The organism is Curtobacterium sp. TC1, from assembly GCF_019844075.1.
GTDB lineage: Bacteria > Actinomycetota > Actinomycetes > Actinomycetales > Microbacteriaceae > Curtobacterium.
In genome coordinates, this window is sequence record NZ_CP081964.1 from 567,992 (window position 1) to 591,308 (window position 23,317).

Sequence of the window (23,317 nt, forward strand, 5' to 3'; positions counted from 1 at the left end):
TGGGCCTGCGTCGCACGGTGCACGGCGAACGCCGACGTGTGCCGTGCGGCTCAGGACTCCGTGCCGGACAACCGCGCGACGACGTCCACGATGTGCGCGTCGTAGTGGACGTTGAGCGCGTGCGCCGCATCTGCGGCTCGGTCCGGGTCACCGCGGTCGATGGCGTCCTCCAACTGGGTGAGGACGTCCTCGATGTCCCACCTGCGGAAGGGCGGCGCTTCGTCGAACACGAACGCGAGTCGGCTCAGGGCGAACCGCAGACTGCCGGCGAGCCACGGGTTCGGCGTGTGGTCCGCGAGGAGCCGTGAGAGCTCCACCACCGACATCGTGTAGCCGTAGTCACGGATCCGGCCCTGGCGGCGGAGACGGTCGATCACGTCGTGCAGCTCGGCTCGCCCGGTGTCGTCCAGGGTCGGTACGGACCACCGAGCGCACGCTTCGACGAGCGTGGACGCGAGCTGGAGCGAATCGGTCCAGTGCTGCAGGTCCGGTCGGGTGATGCGGACGGCCTCCGGGTCGTCCGGCCTCGTCTCGACGAGACCGAGGAGTTCGAGTCGCCGGACCATCGGCATGAGCCGCCGGACCGACTGTCGCAGTCGTGCGGCGATCTCATCCGCGCGGTAGGTCCGGTCGCGCTCGAGTGTTCCGTCGCGCACCAGCGCGAGCAGGTCCCACCACAGGTCGTCCGGTGTCCAGACGGCCCAGCTCGGGGAGTCCTCCGGCGCGGAGTACGCGGACGACGACGGCGATCCGTCGTCGGATGCCTTGCCGAACGCGGCCGCGGCGGCGTCGACGTGCTCGCCCCACAGGCGGGCGAGGACGTGCGCGGCACGTTCGGCGGACCGCACTCCGGGGTACCGCACCGCCTGCTCGGCCGCTGCCGCCCAGGCGTCGACCTCGGTGGACCGGAACGGGATCGACGGCGTCACACCGAACCGCGCTCGCTCGACGGCACGCGCGGTGAGTCGACCGAGGGACGCGTTCGGGGTCCGGTCGATCCAGAAGGCGATCGAGGCCCAGAAGGCCGGATCGAGTTCGGGGGTACGCAGGTGCGCCGAGCGGCGGAGCGTCTCGGCGACGCGGCCTTGCTCGGCGCGATCAGCTGCCGTGAGCACGGGCACGGCAGAGCGCATGACCCCTTCCAGCAGACCGACGAGCAGCCAACCGTTGTCCACCCAGGCCGCGGGCGACAGCGAACGGAAGCGGACAGCGGCCCGGTCGTCGAGGACCGCGAGCCCGACATCGCACAGCCGCTCGAGCACCGCGTGGAGGACCACCGGGTCGAGGTCGAACTGTCCGGAGAGCGCCAGCTCGTCGTGGGCGACGTCCTGGCCGAGGGAGCCGTCACGGACCGCACCGAGGACGTTCCGGTACGCCTGGTCGAACTGCGGCGTCCACCCATCGTCGAACCGAGCCACCGCAGTCATGAACACCCCTCCCCTGCAGCGTAGCCGCCGACACGACGAAGCCGCCCGGGGCATCCCGGGCGGCTTCGTCGTCAGCTGGTGGATCAGGCCGGCACGTAGTCGAACGTGTCGGGGTCCGGACCGGTGCGGTGGCCCTTGTCGAGCGTCGTGATGTCCGTCATGTCCTCGTCGGAGAGCTCGAAGTCGAAGATCGCGAAGTTCTCCTCGACACGGGCGCGCGTGACCGACTTCGGGAACACGATGTCGCCGCGCTGGATGTGCCAACGGAGGACGACCTGCGCCGGGCTCTTGCCGACGGCACCGGCGATGCGGGTGATGGTCTCGTCGTCGAGCACGAGGCCCTGGGCGATCGGGGACCACGCCTCGGTCGCGATGCCGAGTTCGCTGTTGACGGCGCGGAGCTCGTCCTGGGTCAGGTACGGGTGCACCTCGATCTGGTTCACGGCCGGCGGGACGTCCGTCTCGGCGCGCAGGCGGCGCAGGTGGTGCGCCTGGAAGTTGCTCACGCCGATGCTGCGGGACGTGCCGGCGGCGTAGAGCTCCTCGAGGGCCTTCCAGGTCGGCACGAAGTCCGAGACGGTGGGCAGCGGCCAGTGGATGAGGAACAGGTCGGTGTAGCCACCGAGCAGGTCCGCCGACTTCTTGCCGTTCTCCAGCGCTGCTTCGGGGGCGTGGAAGCCGTTGTTGAGCTTCGAGGTGACGAAGATCTCCGAGCGGTCGATGCCGGACTCGGCGATGGCCTCGCCGACCTCCTTCTCGTTGCCGTACATCTCGGCGGTGTCGATGTGGCGGTAGCCCACCTCGAGCGCCGTGAGCGTCGCTTCCTTGGTCGACGAGGGGTCGATCTGGAAGACGCCGAAGCCGAGCTGCGGGATGGTCTTGCCGTCGTTCAGGGTGATGTTCGGAACGGTCATGGTGTCATGCAACCAAACGCCCCTCAGCGCGCATTCCGGCAACGTCCAGGATCGGCGGCCTCGGGCGTGCCGCTCGGGACGAGCGGGTCCGCCGCTCAGGACAGCGCGGCGGCGATGTAGGCCTGCAACGCCTGGCCGTAGGCGATCGCGGGGGTCTCCGAGGCGAAGCTCCGGTCGACACCGCCGATCGTCGCGGTCACCGTGAACACCACTCGTCCGCCGGCCGCCACCCGCGTCAACCCGATGAACGACGGCCCGAGCAGCTCGCGCAGCTGGTCCTCGCGCGGCAGCCAGAGCGACTCCGACGCGGTCACGGAGTCGAGCGCCCACTCGGTCGTCCCGTTGAAGCCGAGGATCGTGCCGGTGGGGGAGTCGTGCCGTTCGACGGTCATCTCGGAGACCGTGTAGACGTCCTCGTCCACCTCGGGCTTGTCGATGACGAACCGGTCGCCCGTCTCGGGGTGCCAGCGGAGGCCGGCGTCGCGGAGGGACCTGGCGAGTGCAACGGTGATCACGTTCCCACCCTGCACGCGCGGCCCCGCGCTGTCACCACATAGGTTGCCGAAAGCATCCCGTACTAGCATCGCCGAGCACCCCCACGCGCAAGCGCCACCCGATCGCGCGCGCGACGTGACGACGCCCGGACAACCGGTGCCGCGCCTCCAGGTCGACCGACCGGCCACGGGGCGGGCCACCGGCCGGCGTCCCGACCGAGGCGACGGACACCCCGTCCGCCGAAGAGAAGGACCCGCATGACCCTCGAACGCGAGGAACTCCGCGACGGCTGGACCGTGACGATGGCCGGAGGAACCGGTGCGCCGGACGGCGTCGCGGGCCGCACCATCCCGGCGACGGTGCCGGGCCAGGTGCACACCGACCTGGAACGGGAGGGCCTGCTGCCGGACCCGACCTTCGATCGGAACGAGCAGGCCGCCAAGTGGGTCGGCCGGGCCGACTGGTCCTACCGCACCTCGGTTGACGTCGACCCCCGCGGCCACGAACGCGTGGACCTGGTCTGCGACGGCCTGGACACCGTCTCCGAGCTCAGTCTGGACGGCGTCGTCGTGGGCACGACGCGGAACATGCACCGGCGCTACCGCTTCGACGCGCGCGTGCAGTCCGGGTCCGGGGCGACGACGAAGGACCTCGAGATCCTGTTCGAGTCGCCGTACCGCGAGGCCGGCCGCGTGGCCGCGAAGGCCGGCAGCATGCCGGGACCGTACGACGAGCCGTTCCCGTACATCCGCAAGATGGCCTCGAACTTCGGCTGGGACTGGGGCCTCACCGCCGTCACGAGCGGGCCCTGGCGACCGGTCGCCATCGAACGGTGGTCGACCGCGCGGCTGCGCGAGGTCCGACCGCTCGTCGACGTCGAGGCCGGCGAAGGGGTGCTCGACGCACACATCACGGTCGAGCGCTCGGGCCTGAACGACCTGGACCAGGACGGCGAGGACGACGACCTGGTGCTCGTCGTCACCGTCAGCGGTCTCAAGGAGGACGGCACGCCCACGCGGCAGCGGTCGCGGGCGCAGCTGACGCCGAAGGACGACGAGACCGTCGTCACCGTGCGCGTGCCCGAGGCGCTGCGCTGGTGGCCCCGCGGCTACGGTTCGCAGGCGCAGTACGACGTGGTCGTGGAACTGCAGACGGTCGAGGGCGAGGTCCTGGACCGCGACACGTTCCGCACCGGCTTCCGGTCGACGCGGATCGACACGCAGGTCGACGACATGGGCCGCCCGTTCGCCATCCACGTCAACGGGACGCTCATCGACGTCCGGGGCGTGAACTGGATCCCGGACGACGTGATCGTCTCGCGCGTCGACCGTGCACGCCTGCAGTCCCGTCTGGGCGCGGCGGCCTCGCTCGGCACGAACCTCGTGCGCGTGTGGGGCGGTGGCGTGTACGAGTCGCGTGACTTCTACGAGGTGTGCGACGAACTCGGGCTGCTCGTCTGGCAGGACTTCCCGTTCGCCTGCTCGGCGTACCCCGAGGTCGAACCCATCCGCAGCGAGGTCATCGCCGAGGCACGGGACAACGTCGCCCGGCTGGCCCGACACCCCTCGCTGGTGCTGTGGAACGGCAACAACGAGAACATCTGGCTGCACGACGTCGACGGCTGGGCGGACTCGCTCGGCGACCGCGGCTGGGGCCTCGACTACTACCTCGACCTGCTGCCGACGATCGTCGATGCCGTCGACCCGTCGCGCTTCTACACGGTGGCGTCGCCGTGGTCGGGCTCCGAGTCGCTGCCCGCCAACGACGTCGACCACGAGACGCACCACTCGTGGGATGTCTGGAACCGCCTGCCCGACACCGCCTACCGCGGGTCCGTTCCCCGGTTCGTGTCCGAGTTCGGCTGGCAGGCACCCCCGGCCTGGCGGACGCTGCGGGACGGCGTCGCCGACGAGGTGCTGTCGCAGGACGCACCCGGGGTGGTCCACCACCAGAAGGCGGCCGACGGGATGGGCAAGCTGGCCCGCGGCTTGGAGCCGCGGTTCGGCACGGGGCCCTTCTCGTTCGATGCGTGGCACTACCTGACGCAGCTGCAGCAGGCCCGGGCGATCGCGACGGGTATCGAGCACTGGCGGACGCACTGGCCGCGCAACACCGGCGTGGTGATGTGGCAGCTCAACGACCTGTGGCCGGTGTCGTCGTGGTCGGCGATCGACTCGGCGGGGCGGTCGAAGCCGCTCGCGCACGAGCTGCGGCGGCTGTACGACGACGTCCTGCTGACGATCCGTCCGGTGTCACGGGAGGCAGTCGTGCCGTCCGCCGTGTCCGGGTCTGCGGCGTCTCCGGCGCAGTCGCCCGCCTCTCCGGTCTCCGGGGCGGTCGCGTCCGACTCGCCGGTTGCGTCCGGTGCGGATCGGACGGGAGGCCCGGATCACCCGGGTGGGTCGGCCGCCGTCGGCGAGGCGACTGATCCGGGAGACGCGGCGGACACCCTGTCCCTCGGCGTCTCGCCCGGCGCGTTCGGGTCCTCGCCCGTCGAGGTCGCCGTCCGGTCGGTTCGGGGCGGGCAGGACAGCGTGGTGCGGGTGCGCCGGGTGACCACGGCCGGCACGATCCTGGCCGAGGTGTCCCTGCCGGTGCGCCTGTCGTCCGCCGGCGTGGCGGTCGTCGCGCTGCCCGAGTCCGTCGGGGTGGTCGACGACCCGGCGAACGAGCTCATCGTGGCGGACATGGACTGGCGCCGAGCGGTGTGGACGCCGGGCCCCGACGTCGACACGCGGTGGGAGCCGGCGCGGTACCGGACTGCGTTCACGCCCGTCGACGGCGGACTGGACCTGACCGTCGAGGCCGATTCGCTCGTGCGGGACCTGCTCGTCCAGCCCGACCGGGTGAGCTCGACCGGTGCGGTGGACCGCGGGTTCATGACCCTGCTGCCCGGGGAGCGGGTGGCCTTCCGGATCACCGGCGTGACCGAGGCGGACATCCCGGCACTCCGCGCAGAACCCGTCCTATGGAGCCTGGACCGCGTACTCGGCCGTTGATATGCAGAACGACACAGTGATATATTTGGTGGTGCGCCGCTCGCTGTCGTGACCCGAGCGACTCCGGCGTCCGGTCGACCTCCCGTCGGCCAGGTCGACAGGAGGTCCCACCATGTCGCTCGCGATGCGTCCGCCCACGGCAGCACTCACCGTCCCCCCGGCGGCTCCGCCGGTGTCGGCGCCGGCTGGCGCCCGCCGTGGGTTCGGCCCCTCTGTCGCCCTGCTGGACCTCGGTCTGCTGGTCGTGGCGTTCGCGGTCGCCCACGTGGTCCGGTTCCCCTGGGAGCTGTCGGCCGTTCGACCCCAGGCTGGCTGGGTGGAGTTCGCGACTGCCCCGGCGATCATCCTGATCTGGATGGTCCTGCTGTCGACGTTCCGAACTCGCGACCCGCGGATCGCCGGCATCGGCGGCGACGAGTACCGACGTCTCGTCACCGCGAGCCTGGTCTCGGTCGCGGTGGTCGCCGTCGTGGCCTACGCGGCGCAGCTCGACCTCGCCCGTGGTTACGTCGCGATCGCCTTCCCACTCGGCCTCGTGTTCCTGGCGGCCGGGCGGAAAGTCGTGAGGAGCGCGTTGGCGCGGACCCGCGCCCGTGGCGAGCGGCTGCAGGACGTGCTGCTCGTCGGGGACGCCGAGGACGTCCGGTACGTCGGGCGGCGGATCGCCGCGACGCCCAGCGCCGGGTACCGGGTCCGTGCGGTCGTGACCGACTGTGAGCCAGTGGGGACGATGATCGGCCTCGGGCCGGTGTCCGCTCCGGTGGTCAGCGGGATCGACGACGTCCTCGCGCTGGCTCGTTCCGAGGGCGTCTCGGCGGTCGTCGTCGCCGGGGCCGTCCGTGGCGGGCACGAGCGACTGCGCCGCCTCGGATGGCAACTCGAGGAGCACGGCGTCGAGCTCGTCGTGTCCTCACCCCTGTCCGACATCGCCGCGGGGCGCGTGCATGAACGGCCGGTCGACGGCCTGCCGCTGATGCACGTCGAGACGCCCGACTACCGGCGCCGTGGTGGCAAGCGGCTGCTCGACGTCGTCGGAGCGGGCTTCGGACTGCTGCTGCTGGCGCCCGTCCTGGCCGCGATCGCTCTGGCCGTCCGACTCGACGACGGCGGCCCGGTGTTCTTCCGGCAGGCCCGAGTGGGCCGTGGCGGCGCGGAGTTCCCGATCGTCAAGTTCCGCACGATGTGCGTCGACGCCGAAGCCCGGATGGCGACCTTGCACGCGGCGAACGAGGGCGCCGGACCGTTGTTCAAGATGAAGGACGACCCGAGGGTCACCCGGGTCGGCGGCTTCCTGCGCAGGACCTCGCTCGACGAACTGCCGCAGCTGTGGAACGTGCTCACCGGGTCGATGAGTCTCGTCGGCCCTCGTCCAGCACTGCCGCGCGAGGTCGCCCTCTACGAGGACTTCGCCGATCGCCGACTCCTGGTCACCCCCGGCATCACCGGCCTCTGGCAGGTCAGCGGGCGATCGGACCTGGACTGGGCTGAGGGTGTGCGGCTCGACCTGCACTACGTCGAGAACTGGTCGTTCATCCACGACCTGGTGATCCTGGCGCGGACGATCCCGTCGGTGATCCGATCCCGTGGGGCCTACTGATCGCGTTCCCTGTGCGAACGGTGTCCGTTCCGGCGCCCGGCCTGGGCATCAGGGAGCAGGGGAGTTACGATGGATGCACGACGGACTTCCGCCGCTCGCGTCGACGATGACTCGGTGACGGCGACCAGATCCAGATTCAAGGAGTCAACATGTGGCAAGGCCTCGGCGGTATTCACCTGCTGATCATCCTCGGCATCATCATCCTGCTGTTCGGCGCGACGAAGCTCCCGGCGCTCGCCAAGGGCCTCGGGCAGTCGATCAACATCTTCAAGAAGGAGATGACCGACGACGAGAAGAAGGCGCAGGCGGGTGACACCACGGTGCAGAACACCGCGGCGACCAACACCACCGCGCCGACCGCTCCCGCCGAGCCCGCTGCCGGTCCGATCCTGAACCCCGGCCCGAGCGCGCAGCCGAACACCGACTCACGGCGCTAGCCACACAGCTCAGGACACCCAGCCCCGTCCTGTCGGCAGCCCCCGCGACCACTCCGATCGCGGGGGCTTCGTCGTGCCGGGCGCGCAGCGGTCCGAGGGGGCGCAGGATGAGCACATGACCGCTGCCGCACCCCACGCCACCGCGCCGCTCCGGGACGACCGGCGCACGGTGCTCGTCGTGGCGGTCCTGTCGTCGTTCGTCGTCGGGCTGGACTCGAGCGTGGTGAACGTGGCGCTCCCCGCGATACGGCAGGAGCTCGGCGGTGGGCTCGTCGTGCAGCAGTGGACCGTCGACGCGTACCTGGTGACGCTCGGCTCGCTCATCCTCGTCGCCGGGTCACTGTCGGACGTGTTCGGCCGGGTCCGGATCATCACGTGGGGCCTCGTCGTCTTCGGGATCGCCTCGATCGCCTGCGCCATCGCCCCGACGGGGGAGTTCCTGATCGTCTCGCGGGCGTTCCAGGGCGTCGGCGGAGCCCTGGTGACCCCGAGTGCGCTCGCGCTCATCGTGGCGGCGTTCCGCGGGGCCGCGCAGTCGAAGGCGATCGGCACGTGGACCGCGTGGTCGAGCGCCGCGACGATCCTCGGCCCCGTGGTCGGCGGGCTGGTGGTCGACAGCATCGGCTGGAGGTGGATCTTCGTGCTGACCGCCGTGCCGATCGCCGTGACGATCCCGCTCGTGCTGCGGATCACCGGCGACGTGCACCCCGCCGTCCGGCCACGCATCGACGTGGTCGGCGCCGTGCTCGCGGTCGTCGGAGTCGGTGGGGCGGTGCTCGGACTCATCGAGCAGGAGCGGCTCGGGTGGGGCGCCCCGGTGGTGGTCGCCGCGCTCGTGATCGGCGCACTGGCACTCGGGGCCTTCGTGCCGTGGGAGCTCCACGTGACCCGCACGACCGGTTCGCCGTTGGTGCCGCTCGCGCTGTTCCGGGCTCGCAACTTCGCGGTGAGCAACCTCGCCACCCTGTCGATCTACGGCGCGCTGAGCATGGTCTTCTTCGTGGTCACGCTGTTCCTCCAGGAGGTCTGGGGCTTCCCCGCCTGGCTCGCCGGCTTGGCGACGCTGCCGCCGACGGTGGTCCTGCTGCTGGTGTCCTCGGCGGTGGGCGGACTGGCGGGGCGGTTCGGGCCGCGCTGGTTCATGGCGGCGGGGCCAGCGGTGGCGGCGGTCGGTGCGCTCCTGATGCTGGTGGTCGGTTCGCGGCCGGACGGCTACTGGGTCGCCGTGTTCCCCGGACTCGTGCTCATCGGGTTCGGGATCGCGCTCATGGTGACGCCGCTGACCAGTGCCGTGCTCGGGTCGGTGCCGCAGTCCGAGGCCGGCGTCGGGTCGGCCGTGAACAACGCGATCGCGCGGATCGCCGGTCTGGTGATGGTGGCGCTCGCGGGCGTGGTCCTCGGCGGGGAGATGAGCGTCGCCGGTCTGCACCGGGCGGTCGTCGTGATGGCGGTCCTGCTCGTCGGCGGCGCCGTGGTCAGCGCCGTCGGGATCCGGAATGTGCCCGCGCCGACGTAAGTTGAGTGGAGTAGACTCAAGTACAACACCACCGCAACGAAAGGACGGAACGCATGGCGAACCTCCAGGGTGCTCCTGACTCGCAAGAGCGACAGAAGACCGCCCTCGAGCAGTACGGCGTCGACCTGACGGCGATCGCTCGCAGCGGCAAGCTCGACCCGGTCATCGGACGCGACTCCGAGATCCGACGCGTCAGCCAGGTGCTCACCCGCCGCACCAAGAACAACCCCGTGCTCATCGGCGAGCCCGGCGTCGGCAAGACGGCCGTCGTCGAGGGCCTCGCGCAGCGCATCGTCGCCGGCGACGTCGCCGACTCGCTGAAGGACAAGCGACTCGTCTCGCTCGACATCTCCTCGCTCATCGCCGGCGCGAAGTACCGCGGCGAGTTCGAGGAACGCCTCAAGGCCGTGCTCAAGGAGATCAACGACTCCGACGGGCAGGTCATCACGTTCATCGACGAGCTGCACACGCTGATGGGGGCCGGTGGCGGCGAAGGGTCCGTCGCGGCCTCGAACATGCTCAAGCCGATGCTCGCGCGCGGCGAACTGCGGCTCATCGGGGCGACGACGCTCGACGAGTACCGCGAGTACATTGAGAAGGACGCCGCCCTCGAGCGCCGCTTCCAGCAGGTCTACGTGGGGGAGCCCAGCGTCGAGGACGCCGTGGCGATCCTCCGCGGGCTCAAGGAGCGCTACGAGGCGCACCACAAGGTCACGATCAACGACTCCGCCCTCGTCGCTGCGGCCAGCCTGTCGAACCGGTACATCTCCGGCCGCCAGCTGCCCGACAAGGCGATCGACCTGATCGACGAGGCCGCCAGCCGGCTCCGCATGGAGATCGACTCCAGCCCGGTCGAGATCGACGAACTGAAGCGGAACGTGGACCGGCTGCGTGTCGAGGAGTTCGCGCTCAAGCAGGAGAAGGACGACGCCTCGAAGGCACGGCTCGAGACCCTGCGGAACGAACTGCACACGCGCGAGGAACGGCTGGCCGAGCTCGAGCAACGCTGGCAGGCCGAGCGTGCGAGCCTGAACCGCATCGGTGAGCTGAAGCAGCAGCTCGACGACCTGAACATGCGCAGCCAGCGCGCGCAGCGCGAGGCCGACTACGCGACGGTCTCACGCCTCGAGTACGCGGAGAAGCCCCGGATCGAAGCCGAGCTCGCCGCCGCCGAGCAGGCCGGGTCCGCCGACCGCATGGTCAACGACAGCGTCACCGACGAGGACATCGCCGCCGTGATCGCCCAGTGGACGGGCATCCCGCTCGGGCGGCTGCTGCAGGGCGAGACCGAGAAGCTCCTGCACCTGGAGAACGAACTCGGCCGCCGGATCATCGGGCAGCGCACCGCCGTGAACACCGTGTCCGAGGCCGTCCGCCGCACCCGCGCCGGCATCTCCGACCCGGACCGTCCGACCGGCTCCTTCCTGTTCCTCGGGCCGACCGGCGTCGGCAAGACCGAGCTGGCGAAGGCGCTCGCGGAGTTCCTGTTCGACGACGAGAAGGCCCTCGTCCGCATCGACATGAGCGAGTACGGCGAGAAGCACTCGGTCTCGCGGCTCATCGGTGCCCCGCCCGGGTACGTCGGCTACGAGTCCGGTGGGCAGCTCACCGAGGCCGTCCGGCGTCGTCCGTACTCGGTGATCCTGCTCGACGAGATCGAGAAGGCGCACCCCGAGGTCTTCGACGTGCTGCTCCAGGTGCTCGACGACGGCCGCCTGACGGACGGTCAGGGGCGCACGGTGGACTTCCGGAACACGATCCTGGTGCTCACGTCGAACCTCGGTTCGCAGTTCATGACCGACCTGACGCTGACGGATGACAAGCGTGAAGCGGCCGTGCGCGAGCTCGTGCAGCAGGCGTTCCGGCCGGAGTTCATCAACCGCCTCGACGACATCGTGGTGTTCCAGGCCCTGACGGCCGACGACCTCGGCCAGATCGTGTCGCTCTACGTCGACCGGCTCGCCCGCCGGCTGACCGACCGGCGGCTGGAGCTGGCGGTCACGCCCCAGGCGCGAGGCTGGCTGGCGGAGCGCGGGTACGACCCGCTCTACGGCGCACGGCCGCTCCGCCGCCTCATGCAACGGCAGATCGACGACAAGCTGGCACGGGCGATCCTGTCCGGTGACGTCCGCGACGGCGACACCGTGCGGGTGGACGTCGCCGAGGACGGCGACGGCCTGACCGTCGAGCCCTTCGAACTGGCGGAGATCGTCGAGGAGTAGGCGGCGGCCGCGCGGAACCAGGTTCCGGGTGGGTGGGGTGACCGACGGGAGGCCCGGGGCCGGTTCCTGGGACCCGGCACGGGCCTCCCGGGTTGGCTGCAGGGCATGCCTGAGATCCGCGCGTTCCGTCGCCTCACCGACACCGTCGAGCACGCGAGCGTGCTCGACAAGGCCGTCGACGTCGACCGAGCGGTGGTGAACGCGCTCGCGAAGCCGAAGGCCCTGCGGCAACTGCTGCACGGGGTGCCGTTCGGGCATCCGCTGCACCCGCTGATGGTGCAGGTGCCGCTCGGGGCGTGGATCTCGGCCGCGGTGCTCGACGTGTTCGGCGGGAAGGGCAACGCGAAGGCCGCGAAGACCCTCGTCGGCGTCGGCCTGGTGTCGTCCGGCAGCGCGAGCCTCGCCGGGTACGTCGACTGGTCCGAGTTGGACCGCGAACAGCTGCGCACCGGATGGGTGCACCAGGCCGTGAACTGGGTCGGTATCTCGCTGTACGGGCTGTCGTGGTGGCAGCGGAAGAACGGCAACCACGGGGCCGGCAAGCTCCTCGGGTTCGCCGCACTCTCGGTGGTCGGGGTCGGCGGGTACCTCGGTGGGCACCTGGCCTACCGACAGCGCGCCGGCGTGAGCGACCACGGCGAAGTGCCGTTCGACGCCTGACCGCCTCCCAGGCGCTTCTTGGGAACATCACGTGCAATGTTTCAGTGCGCGTACTCGTGGTGGATGATGAGACAGCCCTCGCCGACCTCGTCGCGACGGGGTTGACCCGGCAGGGCATGGCGGTCGACGTCGCCCACCGGGGTGACCACGCGGACGAGCTCCTGGCGGTGAACGACTACGACGTCGTCGTGCTCGACCGGGACCTCCCCGGCATGCACGGCGACGAGGTGGCCCGGCGGCTCGCGGCGCGGGGGAGCCTCACCCGCATCCTCATGCTCACTGCGGCGACGACACTGACCGACCGGGTGAACGGCCTCGAACTCGGCGCCGACGACTACCTGGCGAAGCCGTTCGAGTACCCGGAGCTCGTTGCGCGGGTCCGTGCGCTCGGCCGCCGGAGCGTCGCCCCCGTCGCGCCGGTGCTCGAACGCGCCGGAGTACTCGTCGACACGAACCGGCGGATGGCGACGCGCGACGGCCGCCCGCTCGACCTCACGGCGAAGGAGCTCGGGGTGCTCGAGACCCTGCTCCGTGCTGACGGCCGGATCGTCTCCGCCGAGGAACTCCTCGAGAAGGTCTGGGACATGAACATCGACCCGTTCACCGCCGCGGTCCGGGTGACCATGTCGAAACTCCGCCGCAAGCTCGGTGACCCGGACCCGATCCGGACGGTGCCCGGGCAGGGGTACGCCCTGTGATGCGGACGCTCACGATCCGCGTCCGGACGGCCCTCGCCTTCGCCGGGGCGTCGATGGTGTTGACCGCCGCCGTGCTGGTGTTCGTGAACCTCGCGTCCCAGCAGTCGTTCGCCCGGACGCTCCCCGTGGACGGTCAGGACGGCGGGGAGACGGCTCGGATCCCGTCCGCCGTCCCGATCGCCCCCGAACGGCTGGGGGGAACGCAGACCCTGCGCATCGTCACCGAGGCCAACTCGCTGCAGTGGCAGTGGTCGGCAGTGGGGGTCGTCGTTGCCGGGGTGCTCGCAGGTGGCGTCGGGTGGTTCGTCAGCAGGCGCATGCTCGGGCCGATCGACCGGATCACCGCCACCGCGAACCGGATCACCGCCTCGAACCTCCACGAGCGGATCGCCCTCGTCGGTCCCGACGACGAGCTCCGGCGGCTGTCGAGCACCGTCGACGACCTGCTCGACCGGCTCGAGACGGCGTTCGAGAGCCAACGGCGGTTCGTGGCGCAGGCGTCGCACGAGCTCCGCACTCCGCTCGCGGTGCAGCGGGCCGCCGTGCAGATCGGGTTGCACGACGACGCCGATCCCGACGACGTCCGGGCCGTCCGCGACGAGCTGCTCGAGCAGAACCGGCGGACCGAGCACCTGGTCGAGTCGCTGCTCGTGCTCGCCGAGGCCGACCGTGGGCTCGACGGCACGACGCAGGTGGTCCACGTGGACGACGTGACCGCCGAGGTGGTCGCGGGGGCGACCCGGAACGCGGCCGACGCCGGGGTGGCGCTGACGCACGAGACCCGCACCGGGCCTCCCGGCCTGGTCGTCGACGCCGAGCCGACGCTGCTGCGGCAGCTCCTCGGCAACCTGGTCGGCAACGCCGTCGAGTACAACGAGCCCGGCGGGTTCGTCCGGGTGTCCACCGCGCCGGACGGGATCGTCGTCGAGAACTCCGGACCGGTGGTACCGGCGGACGAGGCACCCCGCCTCGTCGAGCCGTTCCGGCGGTGCTCGTCGCCGCGATCGGCCGGGCGGCACAGCGGCCTCGGGCTGTCGATCGTGGCGTCGATCGTGCAGGCACACGGGTGGTCGCTGTCGATCGCCGCTCGGCCGTCCGGCGGACTCGAGATCCGCGTCGGTGTTTCGTCGGTGCAAACCCGGAGGGACGTGGCGCGAAACAGCTGATCCGGTGTCCTGGAACCATGAACGCAACGACCACTCGCCGCACCCGTTCCCTGCTCGCCCTCGCCGCAGCCGCCTTCCTGCTGCCCAGCCTGCTCGCCGCCTGCACGGCTGGCCCGGACGACGAAGCCGACACGGCACCGGGGTCGGCGGTCAAGGGATCCTCGCTCGCCGAGTGCATGCGCGGGAAGGGCTACGACATGCCGGACCCGTCGGGCGGCGGATCGACGATGCGCCTCAGCGTGCCGGACGGTGCCGACCCGGAGCAGTACCAGAGCGATCTCGCGGAGTGCCTCGGGGACGACGAGGGCGCCGGGGACGTCAAGGCGGCGAAGCCGATGCCGGGCAGCGAGGAGACGCTCCGCGAGGTGGCCGAGTGCATCCGCGACGGTGGCTTCTCGGACTACCCCGACGACGAGGGCGGCCAGCGCGCGTACCGGGCTGACGACAGTGCGGCCTTCGACGAGGTCGCGCGTGCGTGCACCGACGAGGCGTTCGGCACCGCCGGGACGGCGGTCGACCAGTGAGGCACTCGAGCCGACGCCGCACGGTGGTCGTCGGTGTCTGTCTCATCGCGGTGCTCGCGTCCGGTACCGGGACCTGGGCGCTCCTCGACCTGCGAGGTGGCAGCGCAGCGTCCGCGTCGGCCTCGGATCGTCCGACCCGCGCCGGTTCGACGGCAGCCGTCACGAAGGGCGACCTGACCGACTCGAAGGTCTTCGCGGGCACGCTCGGCTACGGCACCCCGACCGGCGTGCCCGCCGCGGCTTCGGGGACCATCACGTGGCTGCCCCGCCCCGGCGACGTCATCCAGCGTGACGAGTACCTGTACGCGGTGGACGAGCGCGGTGTGCGCTCGATGTACGGCACGATTCCGCTCTGGCGCGACCTGTCCCGTGGCACGCACGGCACCGACGTGCGGCAGCTCAACGAGAACCTAGCTGCCCTGGGCTACGACGTGTCCGTGGACGACGAGTTCGGGCCGCGGACCCAGGCGGCGGTGCGCCGGTGGCAGGAGGACCGCGGTCACGAGGTCACCGGGGTCCTCACCGCCGACGACATCGCGTTCGTCGACGGCGCAGTGCGCGTCGCGTCGGTGGACGGCAAGCTCGGCCAGTCGACCGGCGCCGCCGGCGCGGAGGGTGCTGGCGGCGGCGCCGGCGGAGACGTGCTGCAGGTCACGAGCACGAAGCGGGTCGTCTCGGCGACCGTCTCCCAGCGCGACGCCGAGCGACTGGCGGTCGGCACCCGGGTCGACGTCCGGGTGAACGGGACCGGCGCCGCGATGCGCGGCGAGGTCGCGGACATCCAGCCCGAGACCGGCGAGGACGGCGGCACCAAGGTCGTGGTGTCGGTGTCCTTCGACCCGGGCGACCGCAAGCTGCCCGCGGCCGCCTCCGCCCAGATCGACGCGAAGGGCACCACCGAACGGGGCGTGCTGTCGGTCCCGGTGTCGGCGCTCGTCGCGGGCTCCGGTGGCTCGTACGCGGTCGACGTCGTGCAGCAGGGCGGCCGGACCGAGCGCGTACCCGTCGAACCGGGGTTCACCGCCGGCGGCCGCGTCGCGATCAGCGGCGACGTCGCGGCCGGTGACCGCGTGGTGGTGCCCGGATGACCCCCACGACCATGGCGGACCGTCGAGTCGTCCTGTCGCTCGAGGGCGTCGTGAAGACGTACGGGGACGTCGGCGCGCTCCGCGGCGTCTCGCTCGAGGTCGCGGCCGGGGAACTCGTCGCCGTCGTCGGGCCGTCCGGCTCCGGCAAGTCGACCATGCTCAACATCGTCGGGACGCTCGACCGGCCGACGTCCGGTACCGTGACGATCGCCGGCAACGACGTCGCCACGATGTCCGACGACGCCCTGTCGCGACTGCGGGCCGACCACGTCGGGTTCGTGTTCCAGCACTTCCACCTGCAAGCCGGGGCGACCGCCGCCGAGAACGTCGCCGACGGCCTGCTCTACGCGGGCATCCCGCGCCGCGACCGGCACCGACGTGCGGTCGAGGCACTGGGCCGGGTCGGGCTCGAGCACCGGGTCGACCACCGCCCCCACCAGCTGTCCGGCGGCGAGAAGCAGCGGGTGGCGATCGCCCGGGCCATCGTCGGCGAACCCACCATCCTGTTGGCGGACGAGCCGACCGGGGCACTCGACACCGCCTCGGGCACGGCGGTCCTCGGGCTGCTGCGCGAGCTCAACGACGGCGGGACCACTGTGCTCGTCATCACCCACGACCTCGAACTCGCGGCCTCGCTGCCTCGGCAGGTGCGGATGCGCGACGGTCTCGTCTCGCAGGACGACGCCGCGGGCGGGGCCGAAGCACTCGCCGCGGCGATCCGGGGCGACCGGTGAGCGCCCGAGGAACCGTCAGCCCGGCGGACCTGCTCCGGCTCGGGGTGTTCGGCCTGCGGACCCGGCCCGGCCGCGTCGTCCTGTCGGCCCTCGGCATCGCCATCGGCATCGCGGCGATGATCGCGGTCGTCGGCATCTCGTCGTCGAGCAAGGCGAAGGTCGACCAGGTCCTCGACGCCCTCGGCACGAACGTGCTCACCGTCACCCAGGCGCAGGGCTTCGGTGAGACGCCGCCGCTGCCGGACACCGCTCTCGAGTCGGTGCAGCGCCAGGACGACGTCGAGTCCGCGGCCGCGGTCGGCACCGTCCCGGAGACCGCGGTCTACCGCAACGGGTTCGTCCCGGCCCCGGAGACGAAGGGCATCTCCGTGCTGGCGGCCTGGGGTGACGTCCCGGAGGTGCTCGGCGGTGAGCTCGCCTCCGGCCGGTGGATCGACGACACCCGGAGAGCGGCCCCGCAGGTCGTGCTCGGGGCCGAGGCCGCCGATGCCCTCGGCATCGACGAGGTCCGGTCGGACAGCCGGGTCTGGATCGGCGGGCAGTGGGTGCAGGTCGTCGGGATCCTGCGACCGCTCGCGCTCGCCGAGGACCTCGACAACAGCGTGTTCGTCCCCCGGACCCTCGCCGGGCAGCTCGGGTTCGACGGCGCGCCGACCGCGGTCTACACGCGCGTCGACCCGTCTCGCGTCGAGCAGACCCGTGAGGGGCTCGCGGGGGCGGTCCGTCCGGGAGCGCCGCAGGACGTCGGGGTCACCCGACCGTCGGACGCGCTCGCCGCAAAGGACGCCACCGACGACTCGTTCACCGGACTGCTGGTCGGCATCGGCGGCGTCGCGCTGCTCGTCGGCGGCATCGGGGTCGCCAACACGATGGTGATCACCGTGCTCGAGCGCCGCGCCGAGGTCGGCGTGCGACGTGCCCTCGGTGCGCGGCGCCGGACCATCCGCGACCAGTTCCTGGTCGAGTCCCTGCTGCTGTCGTTCCTCGGTGGGGTGGCCGGGGTCCTGATCGGCGTCGCCGTCACCGTCGTGTTCGCCGTCTCGCAGGGGTGGCCGGTCGCGCTGCCGCTCTGGGCCGTCGGCGGTGGACTCGGTGCGACGGTCCTGATCGGCGGCGTCTCCGGGTTGTACCCGGCGGCGCGCGCAGCGCGCATCCCGCCGACGTCCGCCCTGGCGGCCGTCTGACGGCAGTGGTGGTGATCCGGGAGGCCCGGCGCCGGTCTGCGAGACCGGCACCGGGCCTCCCGGTCGTCCGGTCCACCCCGTCGACGCGCGGCGCAGATCATGCCTGGTCATGACCAGTCGCGTCAAGCGTCGGCGACGATCTGTTCGACATCCGTGATCGCCCGGAAACACGCGGATCGAACCCGCTCACAGGGACCGATCCAACGGTTGACAAGGGCTCTGGGAAGGTCTTCTATTGCGAATACGCAACGTCCTTTCATAAAGGTCGGACCAAGGGAGTCAACGTGACACGCACGCGTTTCGCCGCACTCGGTGCGCTCGGCCTGGCGGCCGCGCTCGCCCTCACCGGGTGCTCCGCCGGAAGCAACGGAGCTTCCGACGGCGGCACGAAAGCCATCGGCACACCCGATGGCAAGGGCAAGACCATCACTGTCTGGATGATGAACGGCGACCTGAGCGACAAGGTCCTCGACGCCGCGCAGGAGCAGTTCACGAAGGACACCGGGGCGAAGGTGAAGCTCCAGACCCAGCAGTGGGACGGGATCACCACGAAGCTCACCACGGCGCTCGCCCAGGACGACGCCCCGGACGTCGTCGACCTCGGCAACACGCAGGTGCCGGTCTACGCGGCGGCCGGTGGTCTCATGGACCTGACGCCGTACCGCGACGAACTGAAGGACGGCCAGACCTGGCTGACCGGGCTCGAGGGGCCGGCCACCGTCGACGACAAGCTCTACGGCGCACCGCTCTTCGCGGGCAACCGGGCCGTGGTCTACAACAAGAAGGTCTGGAAGGACGCCGGCGTCACCGACGTGCCGACCACGTACGAGGAGCTCACCGCCGACCTGGACAAGGTCAAGGCCGCCAACACGGCGAGCGACTTCTCCGCCTTCTACATGCCCGGCCAGTACTGGTACGGCGGGCTGCAGTGGGTGTGGGACGCCGGCGGCGAGATCGCCTCCGACGAGGACGGCAAGTGGACCGGGAAGCTCGACTCGGCCGATGCGGTCAAGGGCCTGACGGCGTGGAAGACGTTCCAGAACGACTACTCCGCGAAGTCGACGCAGGACATCAACACCGACAAGCCCTCGCAGAGCGACGTCTTCGCCCAGGGCAACACCTCGGCGTTCCTCGGATCGGCGTGGGAGATCGGCTCGATCACCACCGCGAAGCCGGCGCTCGCCGATCAGATCGGCACGTTCCCGATGCCGTCGCAGACGGACGGGAAGACGCAGCCGGTGTTCCTCGGCGGGTCCGACCTCGGGATCCCGGCGAAGGCCGCGAACCAGGACCTCGCGCTGTACTACCTGAAGATCCTGACCTCGAAGGAGTTCCAGCAGGACCAGGTGTTCGGCGTCGACGGCTGGGAGCCGAACTCGACCGAGCTGCTCGACGCGGTGGCCGACGACGTCGACACCCTCCACAAGCCGTACTTCGAGGCTGCGGGCACGAGCCGACCCACCCCGGCGACCCCGGGCTGGGCGACCATCGAGGGCGACGCGTCGTTCCAGTCGATGTTCGCGGACATCGCGACCGGGCGGAAGTCGCCGGAGCAGGCCGCCGAGGGCTTCTCGAAGCACCTCACGACCGCGCTCAACGCGCAGCCGTAGTCGATGACCTCCACTGCAGAGCAGGCGACCGGTTCGGAGCAGTCCGAGCCGGTCGCCGGCGGGCAGAGCGTCGGCGGTCTGGTTCAGGGGTCGTCGCGGGGTCCGGGTGACCGGGGCCGGAGCGGTCCGCGGCGCCGGTCGTCCGGGACGTCGCGGGCTCCGCTCGTCCTGCTGGCCCCCGCGGCGATCCTGCTGTTGGCGCTCGTCGTGTACCCGCTCGTCCGGCTCGTCGTCATCTCGTTCCAGGACTACGGCCTCCGGGCGATCTTCACCGGGCAGGCCGGGTTCGCCGGCGTCTCGAACTACACGAACGTCCTGACCGACGCCAGCTTCTGGCCGGTCATCCTGCGTACCGTCCTGGTCACCGGAGCGATGGTGCTCGGCACCATCGTCATCGGGATGGGCGTCGCGCAACTGCTCACCCGGCTCGGCGTCGCGATGCGCACCGTGGTCAGCGTCGTGCTCGTGCTGGCCTGGGCGATGCCGAACGTGGCGTCGAGCCTGGTCTGGCAGTGGCTGTTCCAGCCGTTCTACGGTGTGCTCAACTGGCTCATCACGCAGCTGCGGGTGTTCGGCGACCACACGCAGGACAACTGGGCGTCGGACCCCGGGCAGGCGTACACGATCGTGCTCACGCTCGTGATCTGGCAGGCCGTGCCGTTCGTCGCGCTGACGCTGTACGCCGCGCAGTCGCAGATCGCGCCGGAGTACTACGAGGCCGGAGCGCTCGACGGCGCCTCGACCTGGACGATGTACCGCGCGATCACGCTGCCGGCGCTCGCACCGACCCTGCTGCTCGTGTCGATCCTGTCGGTGATCTGGGACTTCAACGTCTTCAACCAGATCTGGTTGCTCACCCGAGGTGGTCCGGAGGAGGCCACCCTGACGCTCGGCATCTGGACCTTCGTGAAGTCGTTCGTCTCCAACGCCTACGGCCAGGGCGCCGCGATCGCCGTCATCTCGACCGTGATCCTCGGCGCGCTCACCAGCTACTACATCCGCCGGCTCGTCCGCAGCGGTGAGGAGGACCTGTGACCACGTCAGCCCACGTCGGCGACCGTCCAGTGCACGTCCGGAAACGGAAGCCGCGCATCGTCGCGAACACGATCGCGATCGTCTTCTGCCTGGTGTGGGTGTTCCCGATCTACTGGATGGTGAACACCGCCTTCAAGCCGGCGGACGAGGTCACGACCATGACCCCGATCTGGGCGCCGCTGCACCCGACGCTCGACAACTTCACCCGGGCGCTCACACAGGAGGGCTTCCTGGTCTACCTGCGGAACTCGACCATCGTCGTGGTGGCAGCCGTGCTGCTGTCGATCGTGGTCGGGTTCCTGGCCTCGGCGGCGCTGTCGCGGTTCCGGTTCAGAGGGCGGCGCGCGATCCTGGTCGGCATCCTGTTCGTGCAGATGATCCCGTCCGGCGCCCTGCTCATCCCGCTGTTCCTGTCGTTCCAGACGCTCGGGCTGCTCAACAGCTACGTCGGACTGATCCTGGCGTACGTGGCGAGCGTGCTGCCCTTCTCGATCTGGGTGATGCGCGGGTTCTTCGTGGCCGTGCCCGTCGAGATCGAAGAGGCCGCGAAGGTCGACGGCGCCGGCACCTTCCGGATCCTGTGGAGCGTACTGTTCCCCCTCGTGATGCCCGGCGTCATCGCCACGAGTGTCTTCGCGTTCATCGCGGCGTGGAACGACTACCTGATCGCCTACGTGATGCTCAAGGACCAGGGGATGTACACGCTGCCCGTGTGGCTGGCCGGGTTCTCGACGAACAAGGGCACGGACTTCGGCGGGCTGATGGCGGCGAGCGTGCTGTTCTCGATCCCCGTGGTCGTCTTCTTCCTCATCGTGCAGCGCCGGCTGGTCAGCGGGATGACGGCAGGGGCCGTGAAGGGCTGACCCGCCGGACCGGACGCCCCGTCGTGCACGTGCACGGCGGGGCGTTCGTGCGTGTGGGCTGTTCGTGCGTCTGGGATTCGCCGAGGTTCCACGACATGCCGCGTGTGGTCCGCCGAGGTTCCACGGAGAGGCTGTGGGTCGCGCGAGATGCCGAGATTTTGGAACCTCGGGGGAGGGAGCGGGGAGGGAGCGGGGAGGCGGGCGATGGCGGGGTGGTTGTGTTTGTGTGGGTTTGTGGCTTATGGTTCCTGAAACCCACGGGAACGAAGGAGTTCGGGCATGTACGCAACCGAGCGGCACGACGCGATCGCAGCAGCGCTGCAGGACGCCGGCCGGGTCTCCGTCGCCGACCTGGCCGAGCACTTCGACGTCACCACCGAGACCGTCCGCCGCGACCTCGACGCCCTCGAGTCCGCCGGGGTGCTGCGCCGCGTGCACGGGGGAGCGGTCCCGATCGGCCGCTCGAGCGTCGTCGAACTCTCCGTCGCCGAGCGCGAGGGCCAGCACGGCTCCGCGAAGTCCGAGATCGCCCGCGCTGCGATGCGCCTGGTGCCCTCGACCTTCACCGGCTCGATCGCGATCGACGCGGGCACCACGTGCGCCGCCGTCGCCGCCGAACTCGCACGGTGGGAACCCGCCACCGCCGGCGCGACCCTCACGGTCATCACGAACTCCGTGCCGATCGCCGCGACCCTGCAGCACAGCGAGCACGTCGAGCTGCACCTGCTCGGCGGCCGGGTGCGTGGGGTCACGAGCGCCGCGGTCGGCACCGCCACCGTCGAGCAGATCGGCGCGCTGCGGCCCGACATCGCCTTCGTGGGCACGAACGGTCTGTCCGCGGGGTTCGGGCTGAGCACGCCGGACGAGTACGAAGCTGCCGTCAAGGGCGCGTACGTCCTCGCGGCCCGCCGCGCCGTGGTCCTCGCCGACGCCGCGAAGCACGGGGTCGAAGCCCTCATGCGCTTCGCCCGACTCGACGAGATCGACACGCTCGTCACCGACCAGGCGCCGCCGGCCGACCTCGCCGGCGCCCTGACCGACGCCGACGTCGAGGTGGTCGTCGCATGAACCGCCGCATCGTCACGGTCACCCCGAACCCGAGCCTCGACCGCACCATCGAGCTCTCCGGCGAACTGCAGCGCGGCGCCGTCCAGCGCGCCACCCGCTCCACCGCGGAGCCCGGCGGCAAGGGCGTGAACGTGTCCCGGGTGGTCGTCGCGAGCGGCGGGGACACGATCGCCGTCCTGCCCGGCGACGAGCTCGACCCGGTGCTGCTCGGCCTGGCCACCCGGGGCATCCCGACCGCCGCACTGCCGATCGGCGCGCCGCTCCGCTCGAACGTCACCGTGACCGAGCCGACCGGCACCACCACGAAGCTCAACGAGCCCGGTCCCTCGCTCGCCGGCCGCCTGGACGACCTCGCGTCCCTGGTCGCCGACACCGCGGCAGCGACCGCCACCGGCCCCGCCGCCCGCTGGGTGGTCTTCGCCGGATCGCTCCCGCCAGGGCTGCCCGACGACGCGCTCGCCGTGCTCGTCCGTGCCGTCCGTGCGCGCCACGGTGAGGACGTCCGGATCGCGGTCGACTCGTCCGGCGTCCCGTTCACCGCCCTGCTGCAGTCCGGCGAGCGGATCGACCTGGTCAAGCCGAACGCCGAGGAGCTCGCCGAGGTCGTCGGTGGCGACCCGGACACCTACGAGCAGGACCTCGACGCCGCCGTGGCCGCCGCGCAGCGCCTGCGCGACCGGAACGTCGACGCCGTCCTGCTCACCCTCGGCAGCGCCGGCGCCGTCCTCGTCTCCGGCGAGGGGGCCTTCGCCGCCGCGGCACCGCGGATCGTCGCCCGCTCCACCGTCGGCGCCGGGGACTCCTCGCTCGCCGGCTACCTGCTCGCCGAGGTGGCCGGAGCGTCACCCGAGCAGCGCCTCGCCCAGGCCGTCGCGACCGGAGCCGCCGCCGCAGCCCTGCCCGGCAGCGACGTGCCCGCCCTCGACCACACCGACCCGACGGCGATCTCGGTCCGGGTGCTCACGACGCACCCGGCACCCGAGCCCGCCTGACGCCCAGCCCGAACACCCCGCAGCCAGCCCCCCACTCCCCGAACACCCGCACGACCCGCGCGACCAGCGCCATTGCGAAGGAGCAAGC

General features: G+C 71.2%; 20 protein-coding genes. 17 read left to right on the top strand and 3 right to left on the bottom strand.

Annotation, left to right across the window (positions count from 1 at the left end):
• Positions 1-50 precede the first annotated feature (50 nt).
• From KZI27_RS03860 to KZI27_RS03870, 3 genes are all read right to left on the bottom strand, one after another.
• Complete coding sequence (locus KZI27_RS03860; protein WP_222659390.1) at positions 51-1,427, bottom strand: FCD domain-containing protein; 1,377 nt, start codon at positions 1,425-1,427, stop codon at positions 51-53.
• An 83-nt stretch (positions 1,428-1,510) separates the two neighbouring features.
• A complete protein-coding gene (locus tag KZI27_RS03865) occupies positions 1,511-2,341 on the bottom strand; it encodes an aldo/keto reductase (RefSeq protein WP_222659391.1) in 831 nt (276 codons plus the stop codon).
• Between the two features lie 95 nt (positions 2,342-2,436).
• Complete coding sequence (locus KZI27_RS03870) at positions 2,437-2,856, bottom strand: pilus assembly protein CpaE (protein WP_222659392.1); 420 nt, start codon at positions 2,854-2,856, stop codon at positions 2,437-2,439.
• A 237-nt stretch (positions 2,857-3,093) separates the two neighbouring features.
• Between KZI27_RS03870 and KZI27_RS03875 the strand changes: the two genes are divergently transcribed.
• The 17 genes from KZI27_RS03875 (at position 3,094) to KZI27_RS03955 (ending at position 23,229) form a co-directional block, all read left to right on the top strand.
• Entirely contained in the window at positions 3,094-5,835 is a 2,742-nt protein-coding gene (locus KZI27_RS03875) for a glycoside hydrolase family 2 protein (protein ID WP_222659393.1), read from the top strand.
• 112 nt (positions 5,836-5,947) lie between these two features.
• Positions 5,948-7,432: a sugar transferase gene (locus KZI27_RS03880; RefSeq protein ID WP_222659394.1), complete on the top strand. Its 1,485-nt coding sequence runs from the start codon at positions 5,948-5,950 to the stop codon at positions 7,430-7,432.
• A 149-nt stretch (positions 7,433-7,581) separates the two neighbouring features.
• Positions 7,582-7,869, top strand: a complete 288-nt coding sequence (tatA, locus tag KZI27_RS03885) for a twin-arginine translocase TatA/TatE family subunit (protein ID WP_222659395.1) — start codon at positions 7,582-7,584, stop codon at positions 7,867-7,869.
• Between the two features lie 115 nt (positions 7,870-7,984).
• Entirely contained in the window at positions 7,985-9,385 is a 1,401-nt protein-coding gene (locus KZI27_RS03890; RefSeq protein ID WP_222659396.1) for an MFS transporter, read from the top strand.
• A 53-nt stretch (positions 9,386-9,438) separates the two neighbouring features.
• Entirely contained in the window at positions 9,439-11,607 is a 2,169-nt protein-coding gene (locus KZI27_RS03895; protein ID WP_222659397.1) for an ATP-dependent Clp protease ATP-binding subunit, read from the top strand.
• Between the two features lie 105 nt (positions 11,608-11,712).
• The gene (locus KZI27_RS03900) at positions 11,713-12,267 is read left to right on the top strand and encodes a DUF2231 domain-containing protein (RefSeq protein WP_111085459.1); all 555 of its coding nucleotides are present in this window, start codon (positions 11,713-11,715) and stop codon (positions 12,265-12,267) included.
• Between the two features lie 44 nt (positions 12,268-12,311).
• Positions 12,312-12,965, top strand: a complete 654-nt coding sequence (locus tag KZI27_RS03905; protein WP_222659398.1) for a response regulator transcription factor — start codon at positions 12,312-12,314, stop codon at positions 12,963-12,965.
• Positions 12,965-14,131, top strand: a complete 1,167-nt coding sequence (locus KZI27_RS03910) for a sensor histidine kinase (protein WP_222659399.1) — start codon at positions 12,965-12,967, stop codon at positions 14,129-14,131. Before KZI27_RS03905 ends, KZI27_RS03910 begins: the two co-directional genes overlap by 1 nt.
• A gap of 17 nt (positions 14,132-14,148) precedes the next feature.
• Positions 14,149-14,655 (top strand): hypothetical protein, encoded by a 507-nt coding sequence (locus tag KZI27_RS03915; protein ID WP_222659400.1) that lies wholly within the window; start codon positions 14,149-14,151, stop codon positions 14,653-14,655.
• Positions 14,652-15,743 (top strand): peptidoglycan-binding protein, encoded by a 1,092-nt coding sequence (locus KZI27_RS03920; protein WP_222659401.1) that lies wholly within the window; start codon positions 14,652-14,654, stop codon positions 15,741-15,743. The genes KZI27_RS03915 and KZI27_RS03920 overlap by 4 nt, the downstream gene beginning before the upstream one ends.
• On the top strand, positions 15,740-16,477 hold the full coding sequence (locus KZI27_RS03925) for an ABC transporter ATP-binding protein (protein ID WP_261784081.1): 738 nt from the start codon (positions 15,740-15,742) through the stop codon (positions 16,475-16,477). Before KZI27_RS03920 ends, KZI27_RS03925 begins: the two co-directional genes overlap by 4 nt.
• Complete coding sequence (locus KZI27_RS03930; protein ID WP_222659402.1) at positions 16,474-17,661, top strand: ABC transporter permease; 1,188 nt, start codon at positions 16,474-16,476, stop codon at positions 17,659-17,661. Before KZI27_RS03925 ends, KZI27_RS03930 begins: the two co-directional genes overlap by 4 nt.
• Positions 17,662-17,945: 284 nt before the next feature.
• Positions 17,946-19,271, top strand: a complete 1,326-nt coding sequence (locus KZI27_RS03935) for a sugar ABC transporter substrate-binding protein (protein WP_222659403.1) — start codon at positions 17,946-17,948, stop codon at positions 19,269-19,271.
• Positions 19,272-19,274: 3 nt separating this feature from the next.
• Positions 19,275-20,306 (top strand): carbohydrate ABC transporter permease, encoded by a 1,032-nt coding sequence (locus tag KZI27_RS03940; RefSeq protein WP_222659404.1) that lies wholly within the window; start codon positions 19,275-19,277, stop codon positions 20,304-20,306.
• Positions 20,303-21,169 carry a carbohydrate ABC transporter permease gene (locus tag KZI27_RS03945; protein ID WP_261784082.1) on the top strand — a complete coding sequence of 289 codons (867 nt, stop codon included), beginning with the start codon at positions 20,303-20,305 and terminating at the stop codon, positions 21,167-21,169. The genes KZI27_RS03940 and KZI27_RS03945 overlap by 4 nt, the downstream gene beginning before the upstream one ends.
• A 279-nt stretch (positions 21,170-21,448) precedes the next feature.
• On the top strand, positions 21,449-22,237 hold the full coding sequence (locus KZI27_RS03950) for a DeoR/GlpR family DNA-binding transcription regulator (RefSeq protein ID WP_222659405.1): 789 nt from the start codon (positions 21,449-21,451) through the stop codon (positions 22,235-22,237).
• On the top strand, positions 22,234-23,229 hold the full coding sequence (locus tag KZI27_RS03955) for a 1-phosphofructokinase family hexose kinase (protein WP_222659406.1): 996 nt from the start codon (positions 22,234-22,236) through the stop codon (positions 23,227-23,229). The genes KZI27_RS03950 and KZI27_RS03955 overlap by 4 nt, the downstream gene beginning before the upstream one ends.
• The last annotated feature ends 88 nt before the right edge of the window (positions 23,230-23,317 follow it).